This is a genomic window from Rothia nasisuis, from assembly GCF_928381405.1.
Taxonomy (GTDB): Bacteria; Actinomycetota; Actinomycetes; order Actinomycetales; family Micrococcaceae; genus Rothia; species Rothia nasisuis.
In genome coordinates this window covers 1-18,922 of record NZ_CAKMSB010000013.1, presented here as the reverse complement: position 1 = coordinate 18,922, position 18,922 = coordinate 1, and the positions used below count along the sequence as shown (strand labels likewise).

At 58.9% G+C, this 18,922-nt stretch carries 14 protein-coding genes and 1 pseudogene; 9 read left to right on the top strand and 6 right to left on the bottom strand.

Annotated features, from left to right (window positions below; genetic code table 11):
- Positions 1–46 precede the first annotated feature (46 nt).
- The 5 genes from L6966_RS10080 to L6966_RS10060 all read left to right on the top strand — a co-directional run bounded on the left by L6966_RS10080 (position 47) and on the right by L6966_RS10060 (position 4,683).
- A complete protein-coding gene (locus tag L6966_RS10080) occupies positions 47–1,054 on the top strand; it encodes a DnaJ C-terminal domain-containing protein (RefSeq protein ID WP_237233319.1) in 1,008 nt (335 codons plus the stop codon).
- 62 nt (positions 1,055–1,116) lie between these two features.
- Positions 1,117–1,482 (top strand): heat shock protein transcriptional repressor HspR, encoded by a 366-nt coding sequence (locus L6966_RS10075; RefSeq protein ID WP_237233339.1) that lies wholly within the window; start codon positions 1,117–1,119, stop codon positions 1,480–1,482.
- A gap of 188 nt (positions 1,483–1,670) precedes the next feature.
- Positions 1,671–2,441 carry a DUF2785 domain-containing protein gene (locus tag L6966_RS10070; RefSeq protein WP_237233318.1) on the top strand — a complete coding sequence of 257 codons (771 nt, stop codon included), beginning with the start codon at positions 1,671–1,673 and terminating at the stop codon, positions 2,439–2,441.
- Positions 2,442–2,567: 126 nt separating this feature from the next.
- Entirely contained in the window at positions 2,568–3,656 is a 1,089-nt protein-coding gene (locus L6966_RS10065; protein ID WP_419721892.1) for an LLM class flavin-dependent oxidoreductase, read from the top strand.
- A gap of 343 nt (positions 3,657–3,999) precedes the next feature.
- Positions 4,000–4,683 carry a YceI family protein gene (locus L6966_RS10060; RefSeq protein ID WP_083090502.1) on the top strand — a complete coding sequence of 228 codons (684 nt, stop codon included), beginning with the start codon at positions 4,000–4,002 and terminating at the stop codon, positions 4,681–4,683.
- A 128-nt stretch (positions 4,684–4,811) separates the two neighbouring features.
- Here the strand turns inward: L6966_RS10060 and trmB are convergent, their stop codons facing one another.
- From trmB to L6966_RS10045, 3 genes and pseudogenes are all read right to left on the bottom strand, one after another.
- On the bottom strand, positions 4,812–5,633 hold the full coding sequence (trmB, locus tag L6966_RS10055) for a tRNA (guanosine(46)-N7)-methyltransferase TrmB (protein WP_083090501.1): 822 nt from the start codon (positions 5,631–5,633) through the stop codon (positions 4,812–4,814).
- Between the two features lie 484 nt (positions 5,634–6,117).
- Positions 6,118–7,542, bottom strand: a pseudogene (locus tag L6966_RS10050) (alanine/glycine:cation symporter family protein); the annotation flags it as partial.
- Positions 7,543–7,682: 140 nt separating this feature from the next.
- Entirely contained in the window at positions 7,683–8,090 is a 408-nt protein-coding gene (locus L6966_RS10045; RefSeq protein ID WP_083090499.1) for a hypothetical protein, read from the bottom strand.
- A gap of 286 nt (positions 8,091–8,376) precedes the next feature.
- Between L6966_RS10045 and L6966_RS10040 the strand changes: the two genes are divergently transcribed.
- Complete coding sequence (locus tag L6966_RS10040) at positions 8,377–9,819, top strand: amino acid permease (RefSeq protein ID WP_237233317.1); 1,443 nt, start codon at positions 8,377–8,379, stop codon at positions 9,817–9,819.
- Between the two features lies 1 nt (position 9,820).
- Here L6966_RS10040 and L6966_RS10035 read toward each other — a convergent pair whose 3' ends face one another.
- The 3 genes from L6966_RS10035 to L6966_RS10025 all read right to left on the bottom strand — a co-directional run bounded on the left by L6966_RS10035 (position 9,821) and on the right by L6966_RS10025 (position 13,389).
- Complete coding sequence (locus L6966_RS10035) at positions 9,821–11,056, bottom strand: MFS transporter (protein WP_083090497.1); 1,236 nt, start codon at positions 11,054–11,056, stop codon at positions 9,821–9,823.
- 70 nt (positions 11,057–11,126) lie between these two features.
- Complete coding sequence (locus tag L6966_RS10030) at positions 11,127–11,993, bottom strand: HNH endonuclease family protein (protein ID WP_237225049.1); 867 nt, start codon at positions 11,991–11,993, stop codon at positions 11,127–11,129.
- A gap of 31 nt (positions 11,994–12,024) precedes the next feature.
- On the bottom strand, positions 12,025–13,389 hold the full coding sequence (locus L6966_RS10025; RefSeq protein WP_143539024.1) for a TY-Chap domain-containing protein: 1,365 nt from the start codon (positions 13,387–13,389) through the stop codon (positions 12,025–12,027).
- Positions 13,390–13,690: 301 nt separating this feature from the next.
- On the opposite strand from L6966_RS10025, the gene L6966_RS10020 reads away from it, so the two are divergent.
- From L6966_RS10020 to L6966_RS10010, 3 genes are all read left to right on the top strand, one after another.
- On the top strand, positions 13,691–16,051 hold the full coding sequence (locus L6966_RS10020) for a Tex family protein (protein ID WP_237233316.1): 2,361 nt from the start codon (positions 13,691–13,693) through the stop codon (positions 16,049–16,051).
- 175 nt (positions 16,052–16,226) lie between these two features.
- Positions 16,227–17,060 (top strand): aldo/keto reductase, encoded by an 834-nt coding sequence (locus L6966_RS10015; protein WP_083090494.1) that lies wholly within the window; start codon positions 16,227–16,229, stop codon positions 17,058–17,060.
- Positions 17,061–17,496: 436 nt separating this feature from the next.
- Positions 17,497–18,922, top strand: a 1,426-nt coding sequence (locus L6966_RS10010; RefSeq protein WP_237233315.1) for an Ig-like domain-containing protein, incomplete at its 3' end; no start/stop codon positions are given.

The following is an 18,922-nucleotide window of genomic DNA, read 5'->3' as shown; positions in this document are numbered from 1 at the left end:
TCCCACCCCCTAAAAGACACACGATCTACCTCGGAAGGAGAGGCACATGGCGAGCGAAAACTGGCTCCATCAAGATTTTTATAAGGTACTGGGCGTAGCCGAGGATGCCTCCGAGGCAGACATCAAGAAGGCTTACCGTAAGCTGGCCCGCAAGTACCACCCCGACCAGAACCCCGGTGATACGGCCGCCGAGAAGAAGTTCAAAGAAGTCTCTGAGGCCTACGACGTACTCTCAGATCCCAAGCAGAAGGAAGAGTACGACCAGATTCGCAAGTACGGGGTCGCAGGCTTTGCCGGGAACGGAGGTTTTCCTGGCAGTGCAGGTGGCTTCCCCGGCGGCGGTAGTTTCACCTACACCACCAGTGGCGGCGACGGTGCTGGCATCAACCTCGAAGACCTGCTCGGCGGCATGTTCAGTGGCGGCACCAGCTTTGGCGGAGCCGGACGCTCAGCTGGCGGCTTCCCTGGTGGGAGCGGCTTCCCCGGCGGCGGCTTCTCTGCCCCTGCGCCCAAGGGCGAGGACGCGACCACCAGCGTCCGCATCAGCCTCAAACAGGCCTACGACGGTGCGGAGGTTTCGGTCTTCCGCCCCGGTGGCTCCCAGACCCAGGTTCGCCTGCCACGCGGCGTGAAGGACGGCCAGAAAATCCGGGCACGAGGTAAGGGGCACCCCGGTGCCGGTGGCGCAGGGGATTTGATTGTGACCGTCCGTGTGGACTCCAACCCTGTCTTTGACCGCGAAGGTGATAACCTGCTCGTCCGCGTGCCCGTCACCCTGGAAGAAGCCCTCAAGGGCGGAGTTATTGAGGCCCCCACCCTTGACGGCGGCAGCGTCAAGCTCCGCCTGGCTGCCGGTTCACCCTCCGGTCGTAAACTTCGCGCTAAGGGCCGTGGCTTTGTGACCAAGAAGGGTACCGGCGATATGCTGGTTATCCCCGAGGTGCAACTGCCCACCCACCTTACCCCTGAGGCAGAGGCGGCACTTGATGCCTTTTTAGCGGCGGCACCCCAGGGCAACCCACGCGAGAATCTACTGAAGAAAGCTGGTGACTAGGTGTGGTACTTGAATCTGACCGCCCGGTCTTTGTGATTTCGGTAGCTGCGGAGCTGGCGGGTATGCATCCGCAGACGTTACGCCAGTACGACAGGTTGGGGCTGGTGCAACCCCAACGTGCTCCGGGCCGCGCCCGCCGCTACTCTGAACGCGACGTGCAGAAACTTCAGGAGGTTCAGGAGCTATCGCAGGCCGGTGTCTCCCTTGAGGGTATCAGACGCATCATGGAGCTCGAACACCAGGTTGACGCTCAGCGCGCCCGCCTCAAGGAGCTACAGGCAGAGAACGAGGCGCTTCGAGCCCGTGTAGAGGAGGGGGCTCGCATCTTTGCTGCTGGAACCTCCGGTGGGGCTGTGCACCTGGCACGGGGCAAGCGCCCCGCACCCCGCACCTCCTCCCAGGCCGTGGTGCTCTACCGGCCCCGCTAAACCCGCCCCTAGGTCTTGACTGTAGCGATGGTTGCCATCAGCGCGAAAGAGATTCGCGCAGATGGCAACCATCGCTACATTAAAAATATGGCTAGAGAAGACTAGTGGGGCAGGCGTTTCTTTATGTCCTTCGCTCTCGAGATGAAACTACATAGAATGTGAAAGTAGTTAGATAGCCGAAAGGGCGTATGAGCAGAGTGGAGGAGAACCCCTCGGTGGCGCATACTCTGAACGAACTACTTACTGCAATGACTAGTCCTGACCCGACTGTAAGAGATGGTTGGGCTTACGAAGAACTGGCTCAGGGCATCCTCTCGGGACAGTGGGATTCATCTCTACCAGACATACAAGCCACTGCGATAGGGTACTTCGAACACTCTCAAATTCAAGCAAGAGCGTTTGCCCCTCTGATTCTCCGTTGGACGATTCAAGCGGGGGCTCACAACCGTTCCGTCTTTGAAGCCTGCCGCCGCTGGCACCTCGGCGAGAAAGATACTCGCGGGTATGATTCCCAACTGGGCTGGCTACACGCGATTGCTCACGGTGCCGATTGTCTAGCCGAATGTGCTTCTGCTGGTATCGCAACAGCCGATGAAGTCCTTGGGGTTCTGGCGCAAAGACTGGTTAGCTCCGATATGGCCTGGGTACAGCAGGAGGACGCCCGAGTCGTGCGGGCGGTAATAGTTGTTCTGCTGGGTTCTCCTGATACCCTTCCTGATGCTTGGTTTGAATGTCTGAACGATGCTGTAACAGCCTATGAGCAGCGAGCTGTGCAAGGGAGTGCGCCTCCGGTGTGGGTCTCAAATTTGCAGTCAGTTTTAAGTCTTAGCTGTGTGTGGGCTTCTGATCCTTTTATTGACGAGTTGATTCTGTCGCAAAACCAAAGAAAAGTAATCCAGCATGAGTCTCGGAAGCTTCTGGGTATTCTGCTTCCTTGGTTTCTCCCGGAGTCTTCTTGAAAAGTATTGCTGGCGGATAGTTATTGAAAGGCACTGTATAGCCCCACAAAACTTTCGGAATAAAGTAATTTGGGGTGGTGTTGAACCTCCTGTACACGAAAAACACGGCACCGAAAGGTAACTATCATGACCAGTATCAGCACCGCCCCCGACCTGCGACCCAGCCTGCCCAGCGTCGATAAGACCGCCTTCCAGATGGGGCTTGACACCTTCGGCGACACCACTGCCGACCTGGCAGGTAACCGCCTGCACCAGGCCCAGGTGATCCGCAACGTCCTTGCGCAGGGGCAACTGGCCGACCGCGTGGGCGTCGACTTCTTCGGCATCGGTGAGCACCACCGCCCCGACTTCGCTGTCTCAGCCCCCGACACCATCCTGGCGGGCCTAGCCACCAGCACCGAACGCATCCACCTGGGCTCAGCCGTCACCGTCCTCTCATCGGACGATCCCATCCGCGTCTACCAGCGCTTTGCCACCATCAACGCCCTCAGTAGCGGCCGCGCCGAAGCCGTACTGGGCCGTGGCTCCTTCACCGAATCCTTCCCCCTCTTCGGATACAAACTCGAAGACTACAACTCCCTCTTCTCTGAGAAGTTCGACCTCTTCACCAAAATCATCACCCAAGAACCCCTCAACTGGAAGCCCGGCAACCGCCAGCCCCTGGTCAACCAGGAGATCTACCCCAAGACCGAGGGCATTCTCAAGCACTGGCTGGCTGTGGGTGGTAGCCCCGAATCCGTTGCCCGAGCCGCCCAGTATAAGACCCCGCTCATGCTCGCCATTATTGGCGGCCCCGCCGAGCGCTTCAAGCCCTACACCGACCTCTACCGCCGTGCCAACGAGCAGCTGGGCAATGGCACGTTGCCTATCGCTGTACACTCACCCGGCCATATCGCTGACACCGACGAAGAGGCTCGCAATCAGCTGCGCGAGCACTGGATTGCCGGGCGCAATAAGATTGGCGCCGAGCGCGGCTGGGGCCCGGCGGGGGAGCGCGAGTTTGAGCATGAAGTTGAGCAGGGTGCCCTCTATGTGGGTTCACCCGAAACCGTCGCCCAGAAGATTGCAGATACCGCCAAGGCGCTCGGCATCAATCGTTTTGACCTCAAGTACTCTAACGGCCCCCTGCCCCACGAGTACTCCATGAACTCCATTGAACTGTACGGCACTAAGGTGCTACCGCGTGTGCGTGAGCTACTGGCTGAGGGGCGGTAGAGTTCGCGCACCTAAGGGGACGCCTGCCACTGAACCGGGCGCGACCGTGCTGCCGCTGGCCGATAGGTAGGGCGACCTGACCACCACGAACTGCCCGGTTCAGGGCCGCTCACACTGTGTTGGAGAGTCGGGCAGGCATTGGTGAATTGTCCTATCTTATGCTTCATGTGTCTCGATAGATTTACATCAAGGGGAAAAACAGCTTAGACTTCTCATAAGGCAACTTCCACGACGTGCGTGGCTCCCTACAAGGGGCGGCGCGCGGGGTTGCGCGGTGCATCAGGCGCCCTAGCCCATAGAGTTGCAGTCAAGCATGAGCCCTGAAACGAAAGAATTGTAAGTCATGAATTTAGATTTCATCGGTACGTGGGAGGTAGACGCACAGCACTCCCGTTTTGGGTTCTCTGCTCGTCATGCCATGGTCACCAAGGTGCGCGGTGAATTCGGCCAGTTTGAAGGTAAGGCTGTCATCAAAGACGCAGGGCTAGGCGAGAGCACCGTAGACATTGTGCTTCAAGTTGACAGCATTGAAACCCGTAGTAGCGACCGTGACGCCCACCTGAAGAATTCTGATTTCTTCGATGTTGAGAAGTACCCCACCATCACCTTTACATCGACGACCATTGACGAAATCGATGAGGGTGCGTTTATTGTCACCGGCAACCTCACCATTCGCGGAATTACTCGGGCTATCTCTATTCCGCTCGAACTGACCGGTATTAACGAAGATTCCTTTGGCAATGTGCGTGCCGGGCTAGAAGGCAACCGCCGCATCAACCGTAAAGACTGGGGTCTGAAATGGAACCAGGTGCTCGATAGCGGTGGTGTCATGGTGGCCGATAAGATTACCCTTGAGTTCGATCTTTCACTGGTTAAGCAGAGCGACGAGACCGGTAGCGAGAACCAGGCCCGGGAGGAAGAAGGCGGCCAGACCGCAGCGGGTGTAACCGAGCCAGAAGATGCAGCTCAGCAGAACGCGCAGACGCCTCCCACCCAGGTCTTTAGCGCTCCCGTTAATACCCAATAGGGAACACCAAGAGAGGGCGCCGGGCAGGGCCCTTGCAAACAACCAGAAGCGGCCGGTTTTCTCACTACCTGCGGTGAGAAAACCGGCCACTTTTTGAGCGCACAAGGGAGCTGAGAAGACTCTCCGCCCTAAACGCGGATGAAGGTTAGGTCATGGGCCCGGCGGCCTGCCTCACCGGCTTTACGCTCAAAACTGGTGATGACGCGACCGTCCCATCGTGGCGCCCAGCCGCCGGTGGGGTCTTCTTCCGTTGCCCCCTCACCGGCGTGAGCGTTGGTGAAGTCGGGGTGGGCCTCCAGTACCTCGCGCATGACCAGGGCGTACTCCTCCCAGTCGGTGGCTAGGCGCCAGACAGCGCCGGGCTTGAGCACGCGGGCCACCTTGTCAGCGAAGGCCGGGGAGATGAGGCGGCGCTTGTGGTGGCGGGCCTTGTGCCAGGGGTCAGGGAAGAAGACCCAGAGTTCATCGACGGAGTTTTCTTCAAGCAGATGATCCAGCAGTTCAGGCGCGTTGGCCTGGGCCACGCGGACGTTCTCCACCCCGGCCTGTGCCATCTTGAGTAGTAGATCGGCGATGCCGGGCGTATATACCTCAACGGCCAAGAAATTGGCTTCGGGAACCTGGGCGGCGCGGTGGACGATAGCCTCACCCAAGCCGGAGCCAATCTCAACAACAAGAGGGGCGCCTGTGCGCCCGTAGAGGGCCTGCTGGTCAAAGATGGCGCCTTCTGCAACCGAGGTGTCACCGATGCTTCGAGGTAAATCGAGCACGTGGGTGGGAGCGTAGGCGTCCCAGGCCTTCTGGCGGCGGGCGGTGAGACGGTCTCCGCGGCGCACGAAGGAATAGGGTTGCCGGTGGAACTTCTCTGGGACGGGAGCGGTCAGATCTTCGCCCGTAGCCGCCCGCTCGGCCTTAGCTGCCAGATCCTGTTTCTGCTTGTGGGTTTCCATAACGCTCCTTAGTAGGGGTTGCAAGATAGCCAGCGCGCGCGGAAACTCTAAGCGCCGCCGGTGCCCACGCTCTTGAGACAGTGGGCATGCGAGTGCAAAACATTCATTATAGAGGCTTATTCAGAAGTCCCTTAACCACAGCTTGCCGGGCTGGAGCTCAATGGGGCCAGCGGCTCCGCTCTGAGCCCGGGGTGCCTGACCACCTTTGAAATATATCTCAGTGGCCAGCTTCGCTCTGGGGCTCAGTGCTCCGGTGGTCCGTTGGAGTGCCAAAGGTTGGTCTTGATTTGTGAATAATGGGTAGCGTGCCGGTGGCTAGTGGGAGGCCTACCGCATGAGTGTGCTCCGCCCCTGCACGGTGGTGTGGGGGAGCGCCCTGAGAGTCTGCGTGGTCTTCAAGTATCCTCTGGGTGAGGACCTTGAGCCGGGTGGTATCAGGGTGTTCAAGGGCGGGGTTGGGCTGGCTGAGATCAACCGTGTGGTCAATCTGGGCATCAAGACCCCCGGGTAGCCCGTACATGAAGCTATCGATAGTGTCGACGGTGGCTTCAAAATGGGGGTCGTGCGTGAGGTACTTCTTGGTTTCTCGCGCTACCAGCCTAGAGAGGAGTAGCAGGCCAATGAGGTTAGGTATAGCCATGAGCCCGTTCATGATGTCTGAGAAAGTAAAGACGGCGGTGAGCGGGGCGAGGGCGCCCACACCGCACATCAGGGCAAAAAGTAGCCGGTAGACGGTGATTGACACACGCCCACCCCCAAGAGATTCAAGGGCCCGCTCCCCGTAGTAGGACCAGCCGAGTACAGTGGAATATCCAAGCAGGACCAGGCAGAAGGTGACCACGTAGCCACCCCAGGAACCCGGTAAGCCGGTGCTGAAAGCGAGGGAGGCGGCGGTGGCCGGGTCTTGGCTGTTCCAGGTGCCGGTGGTCAGCAGAATAAAGCCGGTCATGGAAATCACGACGATGGTGTCAACGAAAGTCTGCGTCATAGAGGCCAGCCCCTGTCTGACGGGGTGTGAGGTGGCGGCGATAGAAGCAGGAATAGCGGCTGTTCCCATACCGGATTCGTTGGAGAAGAGAGAGCGCTGAGCGCCGACCTGCATGGCAAAAATCATGCCAGAGCCTATTGCTCCACCGGCCGCTCCCTCGCCGGTGAAAGCCCCGCGCAAAATCATCCCCAGAGCTTCGGGGAGCATCTGGGCGTTGACCGCCACAATGTAGGTGCCGAAGCCCAGATAAAGCAAGATCATCAGGGGGACGCAGTAGGAGGCGACCCTAGAGACGGCTTGAATACCGCCGAGGAGGGCAACTGCCGTTCCGAGCGCAAGGACGACGGCGGTCGCTAGGGGAGGGACCGCGAAAGAGTGCGCTAGGTTGGCGGAGATGGCGTTGGCCTGGGTCATGTTGCCGATACCGAAACAGGCGAACACACAGCAGAGCGCGAAGGCGGTAGCTAGGAACTTGCCGAAGCGGTTGGGAATGCCCCGCTGGAGGTAGGCCTGGGGGCCTCCGGTGAGCTCTCCCATCTTGTCTCGATGGCGGAACCGGACGCCGAGAAAGCATTCGGCGTATTTAGAGGCCATTCCGACAATGGCGGTGACCCACATCCAGAAGAGAGCACCGGGCCCGCCGATGCTGAGGGAAAGCGCAACACCCACGATGTTGCCGGTGCCCACGGTGGCACCGAGCGCGGTGCTCATGGCCTGGAAGGAAGAGATATCGCCGGTGGCTCCTTGCTGCCGGGACCGCCGCCCAAATTGCAGGCTCATCGCTTTAGTGAAGAGGCGTAACTGGACGAACCCCAACCGGACGGTGAGGAAAATGCCCGTACCCACCAGGAGGGGGAGCAGGAGCCAGGGGCCCCAGATGAAGGCGTTGAGGGAGTCGAGTATCTGCTGCAGAGAGCCCATGCTCTGAATCTTTCGTAGGGTGCGTCAGCTCCCACTAAACTATCATGATGCAGTAGCGTGCAGTGTGACCTTACAGACTAGCGCCCGGCTCCTGAAGGGGTGCCGGGCGCTAGTCTGCAAGCTGTTGGTCAGGTGGAACTTTACTTCTTCTTGGACGAGAAAAGCAGCGCCAGGCCGGCGCCGAGCAGTACGATGTCCTTGGCCATGGCGGTGCCTTCCTGGGTGGGGCGCACACCGTCATCCTTAGTTAGGGAATCAATGTTGAAGTACATGCTTAGCAGGCCAGCGGAGAAGGCGGTGAGGCCCAGGCCTGCCAGCTTGGCGGGGACGAAAGGGGTCAGCAGGGCTGCACCCAGCAGGGTCTCGCTGGTGGCTAGGGTCTTGCCAAACTGCTTGTCGGAGAGCTTGTTGACCTGGGGGACGCCGTTGGCGGCCATGCCCTTGAGGTGGCCGTAGGTGCCCTCGTCCATGGAGAGCTTGTTGATGCCTGAATCAAGAATCAGGGCACCTGCTGTGAGACGGAGGGCTGCGTTTGAAAGCTTGGGCATGGGGGTGTCCTTTCTGATTGGGGCGGCTGTGGCCGACCCCTTAAATATTTTCTGCGTAAACAGTCTACCCTGAACAGTGCCCGGTACGAAGATGCCACCACGCAGGCTACGCCACCTTGGAAGGTGGCACAGGGGCGCACCGCGCGAAAAATCTGCCCGCTAGACGGGCTAGACTTGACCTGGCTGTAACAAAAGACAGGCTCGAAACCTTCGGCTCATCGGCTCCTGTAGCGGATTGAGTACCGGCACCCACTTCAGATAAGGCCCTGACCCCAAGGAGATTGACTTGGCAGTAGCTGAGCACAACCACTCCACACCGCAGGCTACCGAAAGCCTGCAACGTGGACTCTCGAATCGACATATTCAGCTCATCGCAATTGGTGGTGCTATCGGCACCGGCCTGTTTATGGGCTCGGGTAAGACGATTTCTCTTGCTGGCCCCTCGCTACTGCTGGTCTACGCCATCATCGGCTCCGTCATCTTCCTGGTGCTACGTGCCATGGGCGAACTCCTGCTCTCTAACCTGAACTACAAGACCTTCAACGACTTCATCACCGATATCTTGGGCCCCACCGTGGGCTTTGTGATGGGCTGGTCGTACTGGTTTACCTGGGTCGTTATCGGTGTAGCTGACATTATCGCGATTACCAGTTATGTTCACTTCTGGTGGCCGAACCTGCCCGCCTGGATTCCGGCGCTCTGCCTCATTGGCCTGCTCCTGGCGCTCAATCTGCCCAGCGTAAAAAACTTTGGTGAAATCGAATTCTGGTTCGCCCTGATTAAAATCGTTGCGATCGTCCTGCTCATCATCGTCGGCCTGGTCATGGTGGTGGCTGGCTTTACTTCCCCCAACGGTGATCGCGCCTCCATAGCCAACCTTTGGAACGACGGGGGCTTCTTCCCCATGGGAGCAGCAGGTTTCTTTGCCGCCTTCCAAATCGGTATCTTCGCCTTCTTAGGAGCTGAGCTCATTGGAACCACGGCAGCTGAGACCAAAGACCCCACCAAGACCCTGCCCCGGGCTATCAACGCGGTGCCCGTCCGCATCATCATCTTCTACGTGCTCACTCTCGCCGTGATTCTTATGGTCACCCCCTGGCGTAACATCAACCCTGAGCAGAGCCCCTTCGTTGAAATGTTCAGCCTGGCTGGTCTGGGCTTTGCCGCGCACCTGGTCAATTTTGTGGTGCTCACCTCCGCTACTTCGTCCGCCAACTCAGGGATTTTCTCAACCTCCCGTATGATTTACGGCCTGGCCCAGAACGGTAGCGCCCCCAGCGTCTTTGGGAGACTATCTAAGAACGGTGTGCCCCGTAACGGCCTGTTCTTGACCACCGTCCTGCTGTTCTCGGGCCTGATTCTGCTCTACGCGGGTGACTCCCTGATTGCGGCTTTCACCCTGGTGACCACGGTCGCGTCGGTGCTGACGGTGGTTACCTGGTCGCTGATTATGATCGCCTACATCCTCTACCGTAAAACCCGCCCTGAGCTGCACGAAGCTTCTGTATATAAGCTACCCGGCGGCGTTGCCACCTGCTACGTGGTTTTGGCTTTCTTCGTGGGCGTCGTTGTTCTGCTCTTCATGTACGAAGATACCCGCCAGGCTCTAATTGTTATGCCCGTCTGGTACGCCCTGCTGGGGGCTGGTTGGTCGCTGATCTACCAAAGGAATCGCGGCCAAACCCTGATGGCCCGTGCAGAGGGAAAAGCCAAAAATAGGCCTCACTAAGCTAGTCTTTGTTCGGCAAAACAAGGGCCGAGAAGAGCGCAGACACGAGGAGGAGACCCGCGCAGGTGAGAGCTGTTGCGGGCCAGCCTGTGTGCGTGAGGATGAGGCCGGTCACCCACCCTACGAGGGCAGAGCCGGCATAGTAGAAAGAATTGTAGAGGGCCGTTGCCTGCGTCTTTGCGCTAATCGCCAGCGACCCAGACCAGCCCGATGCAATAGCATGGGCCGCAAAGAAACCCGTGGTGAGTACAGCTAACCCTGCAATGACCACCGGCAGCGCAGTAGCCAGGGTCAAAAGGATGCCCACCACCATGATCAAACATGAGGCAAGAAGCACCTTCTTTAAGCCCAGCCTCTGCGCCAGCCTGGCCCCAAAGCTCGATGAAAACGTTCCAAAGAGGTACATCAAAAAAATGAGGGAGAGCAGAAGCTGAGACAGGTTGTAGGGCTCGGCCTGTAACTTAAAGCCGATGTAGTTGTAAATACTCACCAAAGAACCCATGAGCGCAAATCCTGCGGTAAACAGCGCAAGCATGGGCAGGCTGGTGAAGAGCTGCTGAGTCTTATGTGCTGTGCTTCCGCGCTGGTTGCCTGTACCGCCAGGTGCTGGCGGCAGGCCCTGCCCGGTAGGTGTCGGTGCTACCCTGTCGTGGGAGGGTGGCATAAGCACGATGAAAAGAATAGCAGCGATAAGACCGATCAAAGAGACCGCGAACATAGCCAACCGCCAGGGCACGACCTCAGAGAGCGGGCCAGCAATGACGCGGCCCGCGAGCCCACCAATACTGGTCCCCGAGATATAAAGGCCTGCGGCCTGAGTGCGCACTGAGAGGTGGGCCTCAGATACAATGACCGCTACCGCCAACCCAGCAACTCCACCCAAGAAGGCCCCTTCGAGCGTGCGTAGGGTGAGCATCAGCGGGTAGAGACTAACCCAGGGGCTGAGGAGACCCAGAACGGTAGCTCCGCTGATAGCCACAGTCATGGTGCGTATTCGACCAAACCGGTCAGCGGCCCAGGCCCAGAACAGGGTGCACAGGGCCAGGCCTGCGGTGGCACACGACATGGTAAGGGCTGCCTGATCTGCGCTGACCCTCAGGTCACGGACTATTTCAGGGATAAGCGGTTGCGGTGAATAGAGCTGGGCAAAGGTAGCCACACCGGCCGCGAACATGGCAATGAGAAGTCGGCGGTATTCGCGGCTACCGCTACGGTAGCCCTCAAAGGTGCCGGTCATCTACCCTCCCCGTACAGGTTTGCGTGCTGTTCTTCACCTTAGCTCTGATGGGCCGCCGCGTTTAGATATTTCAACCAGGTGACCGGGACTCTGAGGGTGAGGTGCCAGCAAAGGACGAGCGGTAGGCGGGCTGGTCAGGGCAGGCTGAGAGGGCCTGAGCCATGGCTTTTTTCTCGGCCCCGGTGACGGTCAGCTGGTAGGCGGCCTTGACCGAAATCTGCCGGGCTACGTATTCGCAGCGGTAGGCGGGCCGGGGGAGCCAGGTATCTGCACCCCGATTTGATTTTTCGGTGTTTGAGGCCTGGCTTGCCGCTTGCAGATTGAGTGGGTCGTTGGCAAAAAGCACACGCTGCTCGGCCGACCACTCCGAAGCACCGGAGTTCCATGCGTTAGAGAGGGCCACCACATGATCAATCGGAATTGCCTCACTGGTTTTGGGCCCGCGCATGAAGTCAATGAACTGGCCGGTATAGGGGTCGGTGAAGGCTCCGGTGAGCACGAAGCACCGCTCACTGGTTGTCACATCGCTGAGATCGCGAGACAGGATGTCGTTGCGCTGATCGCACCCGTTGTGATCAATATCCTCCCAGGGCTGGCCGAAGGCCGCGCGCTTGTACTTGCTCGTGGCGCTGGGTTCAGCGACGGTCAGGGTTGTGAGAACCTCAGCGGCCGTGGAGTAGGTCTCAACACCCGACCCAGCGAACCCGGTGCTCACAGCGGGCCCTGAACCACCCCGGAGAGCGTCGAGAGCTGAGCGCACACTCCAGTTATGGGCTGCTAGCCAGAAGATACCGGTGAGGAGGGTAGCCAGTGCGAGAGCCAGCACGAGAGCCCGACGTAGCTGCGGCGGTATACCCGCAAACCAACGGACGCCTGCGCGAATCTGCCGGTCTGTCGGGACTGGTAGGCTACTGCCACGGTTTCTGGTGCTCATCATAGAGCACCCATTCTAGTGCCCCTAAGGGGCGCTAGCTAAAGTCTTCGACGACCACATACTCCTTGCCGGTGACCGGAACCATCGGGATGGAACCGGTGCCAGGGTGGGCCACGTTAACAGCCGGGCTCACCGTCGGGTCATCGGACTGGTAAAAGTCGGGGTGGGTGCACCCCATGCCGTCGTGCATGGCGGCGATAATCCCCTGGGCGGCGTCGGCTACCGAGAGGAAGTTGCGTGTCCAGCGGCCACCTGTTGCGGGAGCCGTCCACCCCTGGGCCTCAAGTACCTCGGTACGCAAAGACAGGTCGATACTCTCGAACTCCTCAGGTGAGGTCAGCTCACAAAAATACCCGGCAGGGGAGCGAAGAATACTCACATAGTTGGTGTAATCACCGGTCTCTACCACCTCAGGTGAAATGTAGTAGAGACGTAGCGAAAGGCTCCACGGCAGTTCTTCGAGGCGCTGTTCTAGGATGCCCGTGAGCTGCTCCCATGCGCGGGCGGTGCGTTCGCTATCGTTCAGCGGTTTAGGGCGAACCACGCCGATACCCTGGGCCTGAATATCTTCAATGTTGAGAGGCTCGGTGGTATCGGAGCTTTGATCCACCACTGAACGGGCGGGTAGGGCGGCTGAACTCGATATATTCAAGGCGTCGTTAATCATCCGCCGCCCCACATTCAGAGCCTGGTGCCAGGAACCGTACTTAGCTCGCACCGCTCCCAGGTGTGGGACTCGGCCGGTACGCGCTGCGTCCTCAGCCCACGAACCGTAGAGCAGAACCGAGGGTTTACGGTCGTGGCGGATACAGAAAGAAAGAAAGTCACCGAGTGCATTGCGGAAAGCACGATCGGTGAGGCTCGATGCGGAGAGCGCCGCACCCAGCTGCTGGGCGTTCGGCGGGCAGGCCCCCACTTTGAGGAGGGCTCGAGCCCAGGAGCGGTCACCCAGGCGATCCTCTATGAGGGCACGCGAAGGGGGCCAGGTGAAATCATCGCGCGAAATATGCGAAATTTCAGCAGGTAGCTGCGCTAAAAAGTCGTCGTAGGTCTGCTCGTCAAGCTCCGTGTAGGGGTGCTCCGCCATGTACCTGAGGGCGGCACCGATGCGCCCCAGAATCGTTGCAATCGTATCGGCAGGTACAGCGAAGGTCTCCAGCATGCGCGGTAAATCCTGAATAATCGTCGGATCTAGCCCGGTCGCCGCGTACTCGCTATCAGGATCAAAATCATAGGTTACTGCTATCGCGTACCAAATCGCTGATGCCATCAGCACATTCGACAGGGTCTGCTCCCTGCGGCCCTCAAACACCCACCGCCCCGAATTCAGGGCACGTGAGAGTATCTCCCGATCGATATTCGGGTAAAGCACAATGACACGTTGCGTTGCTTCAGACACAGTCCACCTCATACGCGCTAGTCCGGTGAATAAAGAATCGTAGCGCTCACAGAAGTCTTCATAAACAGCATCGGGTGCATCTGGCACGGTGGTTCTCCAAAGGCAAGACGGGTAGGTCAATATCGATTATCGATGATTACCACTTTAGGGTGTGCAACCGTCTCGTGACCACAGTCAACGTAACTATTACACGTACATGACTAGGCGGGCCAGACCCGGGCCTTCACACCCCGGGGTCACTGGGCCCGGCAACGATACCCCGGTGGTTAGGGGAGGAGCGCTTAATGAGAAACTAGAAACTATGACACATGAGCCCTCGGCCCCCGCTACCGCCGCCCCGCTCCCACCGGTTGAAGACCGCATCGCCGGTGAACTCGGTGTGAGCCCCCACCGGGTGAATGCCGCCATCCGCCTGCTGGATGAGGGCGCCACTGTACCCTTTATCGCCCGCTACCGCAAAGAAGCCACCGGGAGCCTCGACGACGTGCAGCTACGTACCCTGGCCGAACGGCTGCGCTACCTGCGTGAACTAGAGGAGCGGCGCGCGGCCGTCCTTGCCACCCTGCACGAACGTGCCCTGCTCACCGACGAGCTGGCTGCGGCGCTTGGGGCCGCCCCCACCAAGAACGAACTGGAGGCTCTATACGCCCCACACAAGACCAGACGCAAGACCCTGGCCTTTCTGGCGTGGGAGGCCGGGCTGGACTCCCTGGTTGAGGACCTGCTCGAAGTACCCTTTGCCCCTACCGCCGATATTGCCAGCGCCTATGTGGAACCTGAGCTGGCCGATGCCGAACCCGGCACCGTCGAGGGCACGGTCTCTTCTGTCGAGAGCGCCTTAGAAGGTGCTCGTGCCCTGCTGATCGATCAGGCCCTGACCGACACTGCCCTGTCAGAGACCCTGCGTGAGCGCCTGCACCGCCGCGGCGTGATTACCTCACGCCTGGTACCCGGGCAACAGGAGGCCGGGGCAAAGTTCAGTGACTACTTCGAGTTCAGCGAGGAGATACGCCGTATTCCTTCCCACCGGGTGCTAGCCCTGCTGCGGGCCGAGAAGGCGGGTGCGGTTAAGGTCAGTTTTGATGTGGACGTGGTGCCCCCGCCCAGGTCTGCCCTCAGGGGGGCGGCGCGGGAGGCCGCAGAGATTCTGGCCGAAGAGTACGAGCGTGAGCGAAGCTGGTATGAACGAACCGTTGCTGAGGCCCTGGGCATTGGCGCGCAGGTGCTGAACACGGTCTCGGACGAAACCATGGTGGTCGGTTGGCTGGCTAAGACCGTGCGCGTGGCCTGGCGTCAGCGCCTGCTGCCCCGTCTGGCGGCGGAGGTGCGTACCGAACTTTTTGAGCAGGCAGAGCAGGACGCTATTGCCGTATTCTCCTCCAATCTGCGCGACCTACTGCTGGCGGCTCCCGCTGGTTCCCGCCCTACGCTGGGGCTTGATCCGGGCCTGCGCACGGGGGTGAAGGTGGCTGTGGTTGGGGCAACCGGCCAGGTGCTGGCCGCCACCGCCATCTACCCGCACGCGCCGCGTCACCTCTGGGGCGGTGCTCTAAACACTCTCGAAGAACTGGTGGTCGCCCACGGGGTTGAGTTGATTGCCATTGGCAACGGAACTGCCAGCCGCGAAACCGACAGGCTGGCATCTGAGCTTCTTAAACGTCTTGCTGCTCGCGGTGTGCGCGGGGTGCAAAAGGTCGTGGTTTCTGAGGCAGGTGCCTCGGTCTACTCCGCCTCAGAGCTGGCGTCAGCTGAGCTTCCCGACCTGGATGTCTCCCTGCGCGGGGCTGTTTCTATTGCCCGCCGCCTGCAGGATCCTTTGGCAGAGCTGGTCAAAATTGACCCCCAGTCAATCGGCGTGGGCCAATACCAGCACGACGTGTCGCCCGCAGCCCTCTCCCGCGCCTTAGACGGCGTGGTCGAAGACTGCGTTAACGCCGTCGGTGTGCTCGTCAACTCGGCTTCACCGGCGCTGCTCGCTCGCGTCGCAGGTCTTACTCGCACAGTGGCCGAGAACATTGTGGCCTACCGCGATACCCACGGCCCCTTTAGCCGCCGCGCAGACCTGCTCAGGGTGCCCCGGCTGGGCCCCAAGGCCTACGAGCAGGCAGCCGGTTTCGTCCGTATCGTGGGCGGAGACGAGCCCCTGGATGCCTCCGGCGTACACCCCGAATCCTACGACGTTGCCCGCCAGATGGTGGCCGCAGCGGGTGGTTTTGAGGGCAACCGCGTGCCCGCCGGTGCTCTGGTAGCCCTCACGCCAGCTGACTTTGTGACCGACTCTGTGGGTCTGCCCACCGTGACCGATATTCTGACCGAACTCGGGGCACCCGGCCGCGACCCCCGCCCCACCTTCCGCACAGCCGTCTTTGCCGAAGGTATCGAGAGCATCAATGACCTAGCCCCCGGTATGATTCTTGAAGGTACCGTCTCTAACGTGGCGGCCTTCGGCGCCTTCGTTGATATTGGGGTTCACCAGGACGGCCTCGTCCACGTTTCTCAGATGAGCGAAAGCTTCGTCTCAGACCCTCACACCATCGTCAAATCCGGTGAGGTGGTGAGGGTACGTGTGGTTGAAGCTGATTCCGCCCGCCAACGCATCTCCCTCTCCCTGCTCTTAAAAGAACCGGCGCCCAAGGCCCGCAAAAACAACCGCCGCCGTTAAGAAGAGCCAGCGCACCCTCAGCTCAGAGCGGCCCGCAGGTCACCGGGCCCGGCCTACTTGGCCTGACCTTGCACGGGCACCCACCCTACCGTTCACCCCTACCGAACAGTCTGGGGGTGCTCAGCCTGTGGGGATAGAGTGGTACCGTGACCGTGTAAACGCGAAAGGAAACGTCATGACTGAATCCCCTCTGCTCCCCTTCAACGACGGCAACAGCATCCCGCAGCTGGGGTACGGCGTCTGGCAGGTTGAAAACGACACCGCCGAGAAGGTTGTTGGTCTGGCCCTTGACGCTGGCTACCGCCACATCGACACCGCCAAGATCTACGGCAACGAAGAGGGCACAGGAAAGGCTATTACAGCCTCCGACGTGGCCCGCGAAGACATCTTCTTGACCACCAAGGTCTGGAACGATGACCAGGGCTTCGATGAGGCCATCGCCGCTACTGAGGCCTCCCTGGAGCGCCTGGGAACTGACTACATTGATTTGCTCCTGATTCACTGGGCCAAGCCTGCAGCTGGTCGCTATGTTGAGACCTGGAAGGCTCTCATTGAGTTACAGAAGCAGGGCAAGGTCAAGTCCATCGGTGTTTCTAACTTCCCCGAAGAGCAGTTGCGCGAAATTGTGGCCGAGACCGGAGTCGTCCCCGCTATCCACCAGGTTGAGCTACACCCCTACTTTGCTCAGGAGAACCTGCGTGAGGTTCATGCAGAGCTGGGCATTGTGACCGAGGCATGGAGCCCTCTGGGCAATCGCTCCGACCTGCTCGAAAACCCTGTCATTACCGACATCGCTGAGGCTCACGGAGCGACCCCGGCTCAGATTGTGCTGGCCTGGCATCGTTCCCACGGGATTGTGGCTATTCCCAAGTCGGTGACTCCTGAGCGTATTATCTCTAACTTTGAGTCGCTGAACGTAGCCTTGACCGGTGACGAGGTCTCCAAGATTGACGCGCTCTCCACCGCTGAGGGCCGCATTGGCCCCGATCCGGCAGACATTGACTTTTAGAGGCAGTTGAATAAGCCTGAATACCCCAGTTTTTGAAAGTGCAGATTTAGCCGGTAGGTTCGGGCACAAGAGGGACTTTCGGTAAAAGGTGCTCTTGGCTTTGCTCTTCTTAAGATTCAGTGTTTCTTTGCGTTTTGGGCTGTATAAAGCGATGTATGCTAGATAGCGCCCCACACATTTTATGGCACCCAAGACTTATTCAAAAGGGTTCGGTTCTCTAGGGCACGTGCAGTGAAAGCCAGCAGGGTTTTCTATTGCGCGTGCTTCTCGCTGGAATCGTGAATAAGTTCCCCCAAACGGGAGGCCATATATTTTAATCACATCGCACACTGGTAGAAGCTGTCATCTTCTACCTGAAAGAGAGAACTGAATGTCGCAAAGATTCAGACGGTTGATGCTTGTGAGAAGCATCCTCGCAATACTCATCACACTAGGGGTGGCAGTACCAAGTATTAACATTGCTACTGCCCAAGAGCAAGATAGCTCTGTAACGATTTCAAATATCACTGCTAAAGCTGACTCTGTTACCGGTGCTGGAAACGTAAATATCTACAGCCTGGGCACGCTCTCCTTTGACTGGAGCGCCCCCAACGGGGTGACAGCCGGCCAAACATTTAGCCTTGAGCTACCCGCTGAATTCAACGGAACCGCTCAAAAATTTGAGCTTAAGGACGAGCAGGGAACCGTAGGTGCCGACTGTACAGTTGCGTCTATTAGTGGAGCAACTAAATCGCGCGTAACCTGTGTATTTAACGGGAATTTTGCTGGAAAAGACAACGTCAAAGGTTCTGTGAACGTCAGAGTTTCTTTCAGCAACACCTCGCAAACTAATCAGTTTCCCATCACCGTTACGGTTGATGGTACCCCTACGGTTGAAACCGTCACACTGACGGGCCCCAAGGGGGAGGGAGTCGGCAAGATTGCTGTTCCCTACCAGCCCATGTATAAGCAAAGCGCCAAGAACGGCTGGCTTTCTCTCGATAACACTAATCGCACCTTTGGCTGGCAGATCTACATCGGGTCAGACTACCTGCGCAACAACAACCTGATTGGCTCAACTGCCCCCATAACCATCGTGGACACTCTCGAAGGGCCTCATGAATTCAACGCTTCCCGGGTAAATGTGCGCGGTCTTTTGACTGAACTTGATGACTACAGGGTTGAAACTTCTGTCAAAACTGACTATCAAATCTCAGCTGATAAGAAGAGCATGACTATCACGCTCTATGCCCCAGACGGTGGATGGACTGTTGACCGGAATATCTCGGTTACCTACAGAACCCAGTATTCAGGTGAAGGTCCGATTCCTTTTGACGTCCCCGTCAGCAACAAGGCAACCGGTCTTGAAAAGAACGTGTCTACCACCGTGGTTCGCCGTGATGGTGCATCGGGAACTATCCAGGGTGTTGACCGCGGTTCATTCGCGCTGACCAAACGCGTTGCTGGCGACGCTGTTGGCAAGGTACCCGCTGGGCAGGAGTTTGAAGTTGCTGTCACTATCGATGTCAGCAAATCTGTAAACCCAAATTTTGCTTTTCCCAATACCATGAAGGTGCCAGGAGCTGTTAAGAACGGCACTAGCGTCACCTACACTCAAACGGTGAAGAAGGATCAGCAGATTCGAGGATTCGATTCGTTGCCTCAGGGTAGCATTGTGACCCTGTCGGAACCGACGCTGCCGCCGGTCCCCGATGTTAGGTTTGGTGACCCTGTCTTTAGCGGTACGGGAGCTACCATTTCTGAGGACGGCAAGACTGCCACAATTCAGATTTCGAGTGAGACGACCGCTAACTCTCAGATTACTTTGACCAATACAGCCCAGGAGATTCCGCCCACCCCAAGTGAGTCACCCACCCCAAGTG

What these genes read in the sequence shown, in the direction of transcription:
- L6966_RS10060 (WP_083090502.1), top strand. Translation starts at nt 4,000, where the DNA reads ATGAATTTAGATTTCATCGGTACGTGGGAGGTAGACGCACAGCACTCC.
- trmB (WP_083090501.1), bottom strand. Translation starts at nt 5,633, where the DNA reads ATGGAAACCCACAAGCAGAAACAGGATCTGGCAGCTAAGGCCGAGCGG.
- L6966_RS10075 (WP_237233339.1), top strand. Translation starts at nt 1,117, where the DNA reads ATGCATCCGCAGACGTTACGCCAGTACGACAGGTTGGGGCTGGTGCAA.
- L6966_RS10035 (WP_083090497.1), bottom strand. Translation starts at nt 11,056, where the DNA reads ATGACCGGCACCTTTGAGGGCTACCGTAGCGGTAGCCGCGAATACCGC.
- L6966_RS10080 (WP_237233319.1), top strand. Translation starts at nt 47, where the DNA reads ATGGCGAGCGAAAACTGGCTCCATCAAGATTTTTATAAGGTACTGGGC.
- L6966_RS10070 (WP_237233318.1), top strand. Translation starts at nt 1,671, where the DNA reads ATGAGCAGAGTGGAGGAGAACCCCTCGGTGGCGCATACTCTGAACGAA.
- L6966_RS10045 (WP_083090499.1), bottom strand. Translation starts at nt 8,090, where the DNA reads ATGCCCAAGCTTTCAAACGCAGCCCTCCGTCTCACAGCAGGTGCCCTG.
- L6966_RS10015 (WP_083090494.1), top strand. Translation starts at nt 16,227, where the DNA reads ATGACTGAATCCCCTCTGCTCCCCTTCAACGACGGCAACAGCATCCCG.
- L6966_RS10065 (WP_419721892.1), top strand. Translation starts at nt 2,568, where the DNA reads ATGACCAGTATCAGCACCGCCCCCGACCTGCGACCCAGCCTGCCCAGC.
- L6966_RS10020 (WP_237233316.1), top strand. Translation starts at nt 13,691, where the DNA reads ATGACACATGAGCCCTCGGCCCCCGCTACCGCCGCCCCGCTCCCACCG.
- L6966_RS10030 (WP_237225049.1), bottom strand. Translation starts at nt 11,993, where the DNA reads ATGATGAGCACCAGAAACCGTGGCAGTAGCCTACCAGTCCCGACAGAC.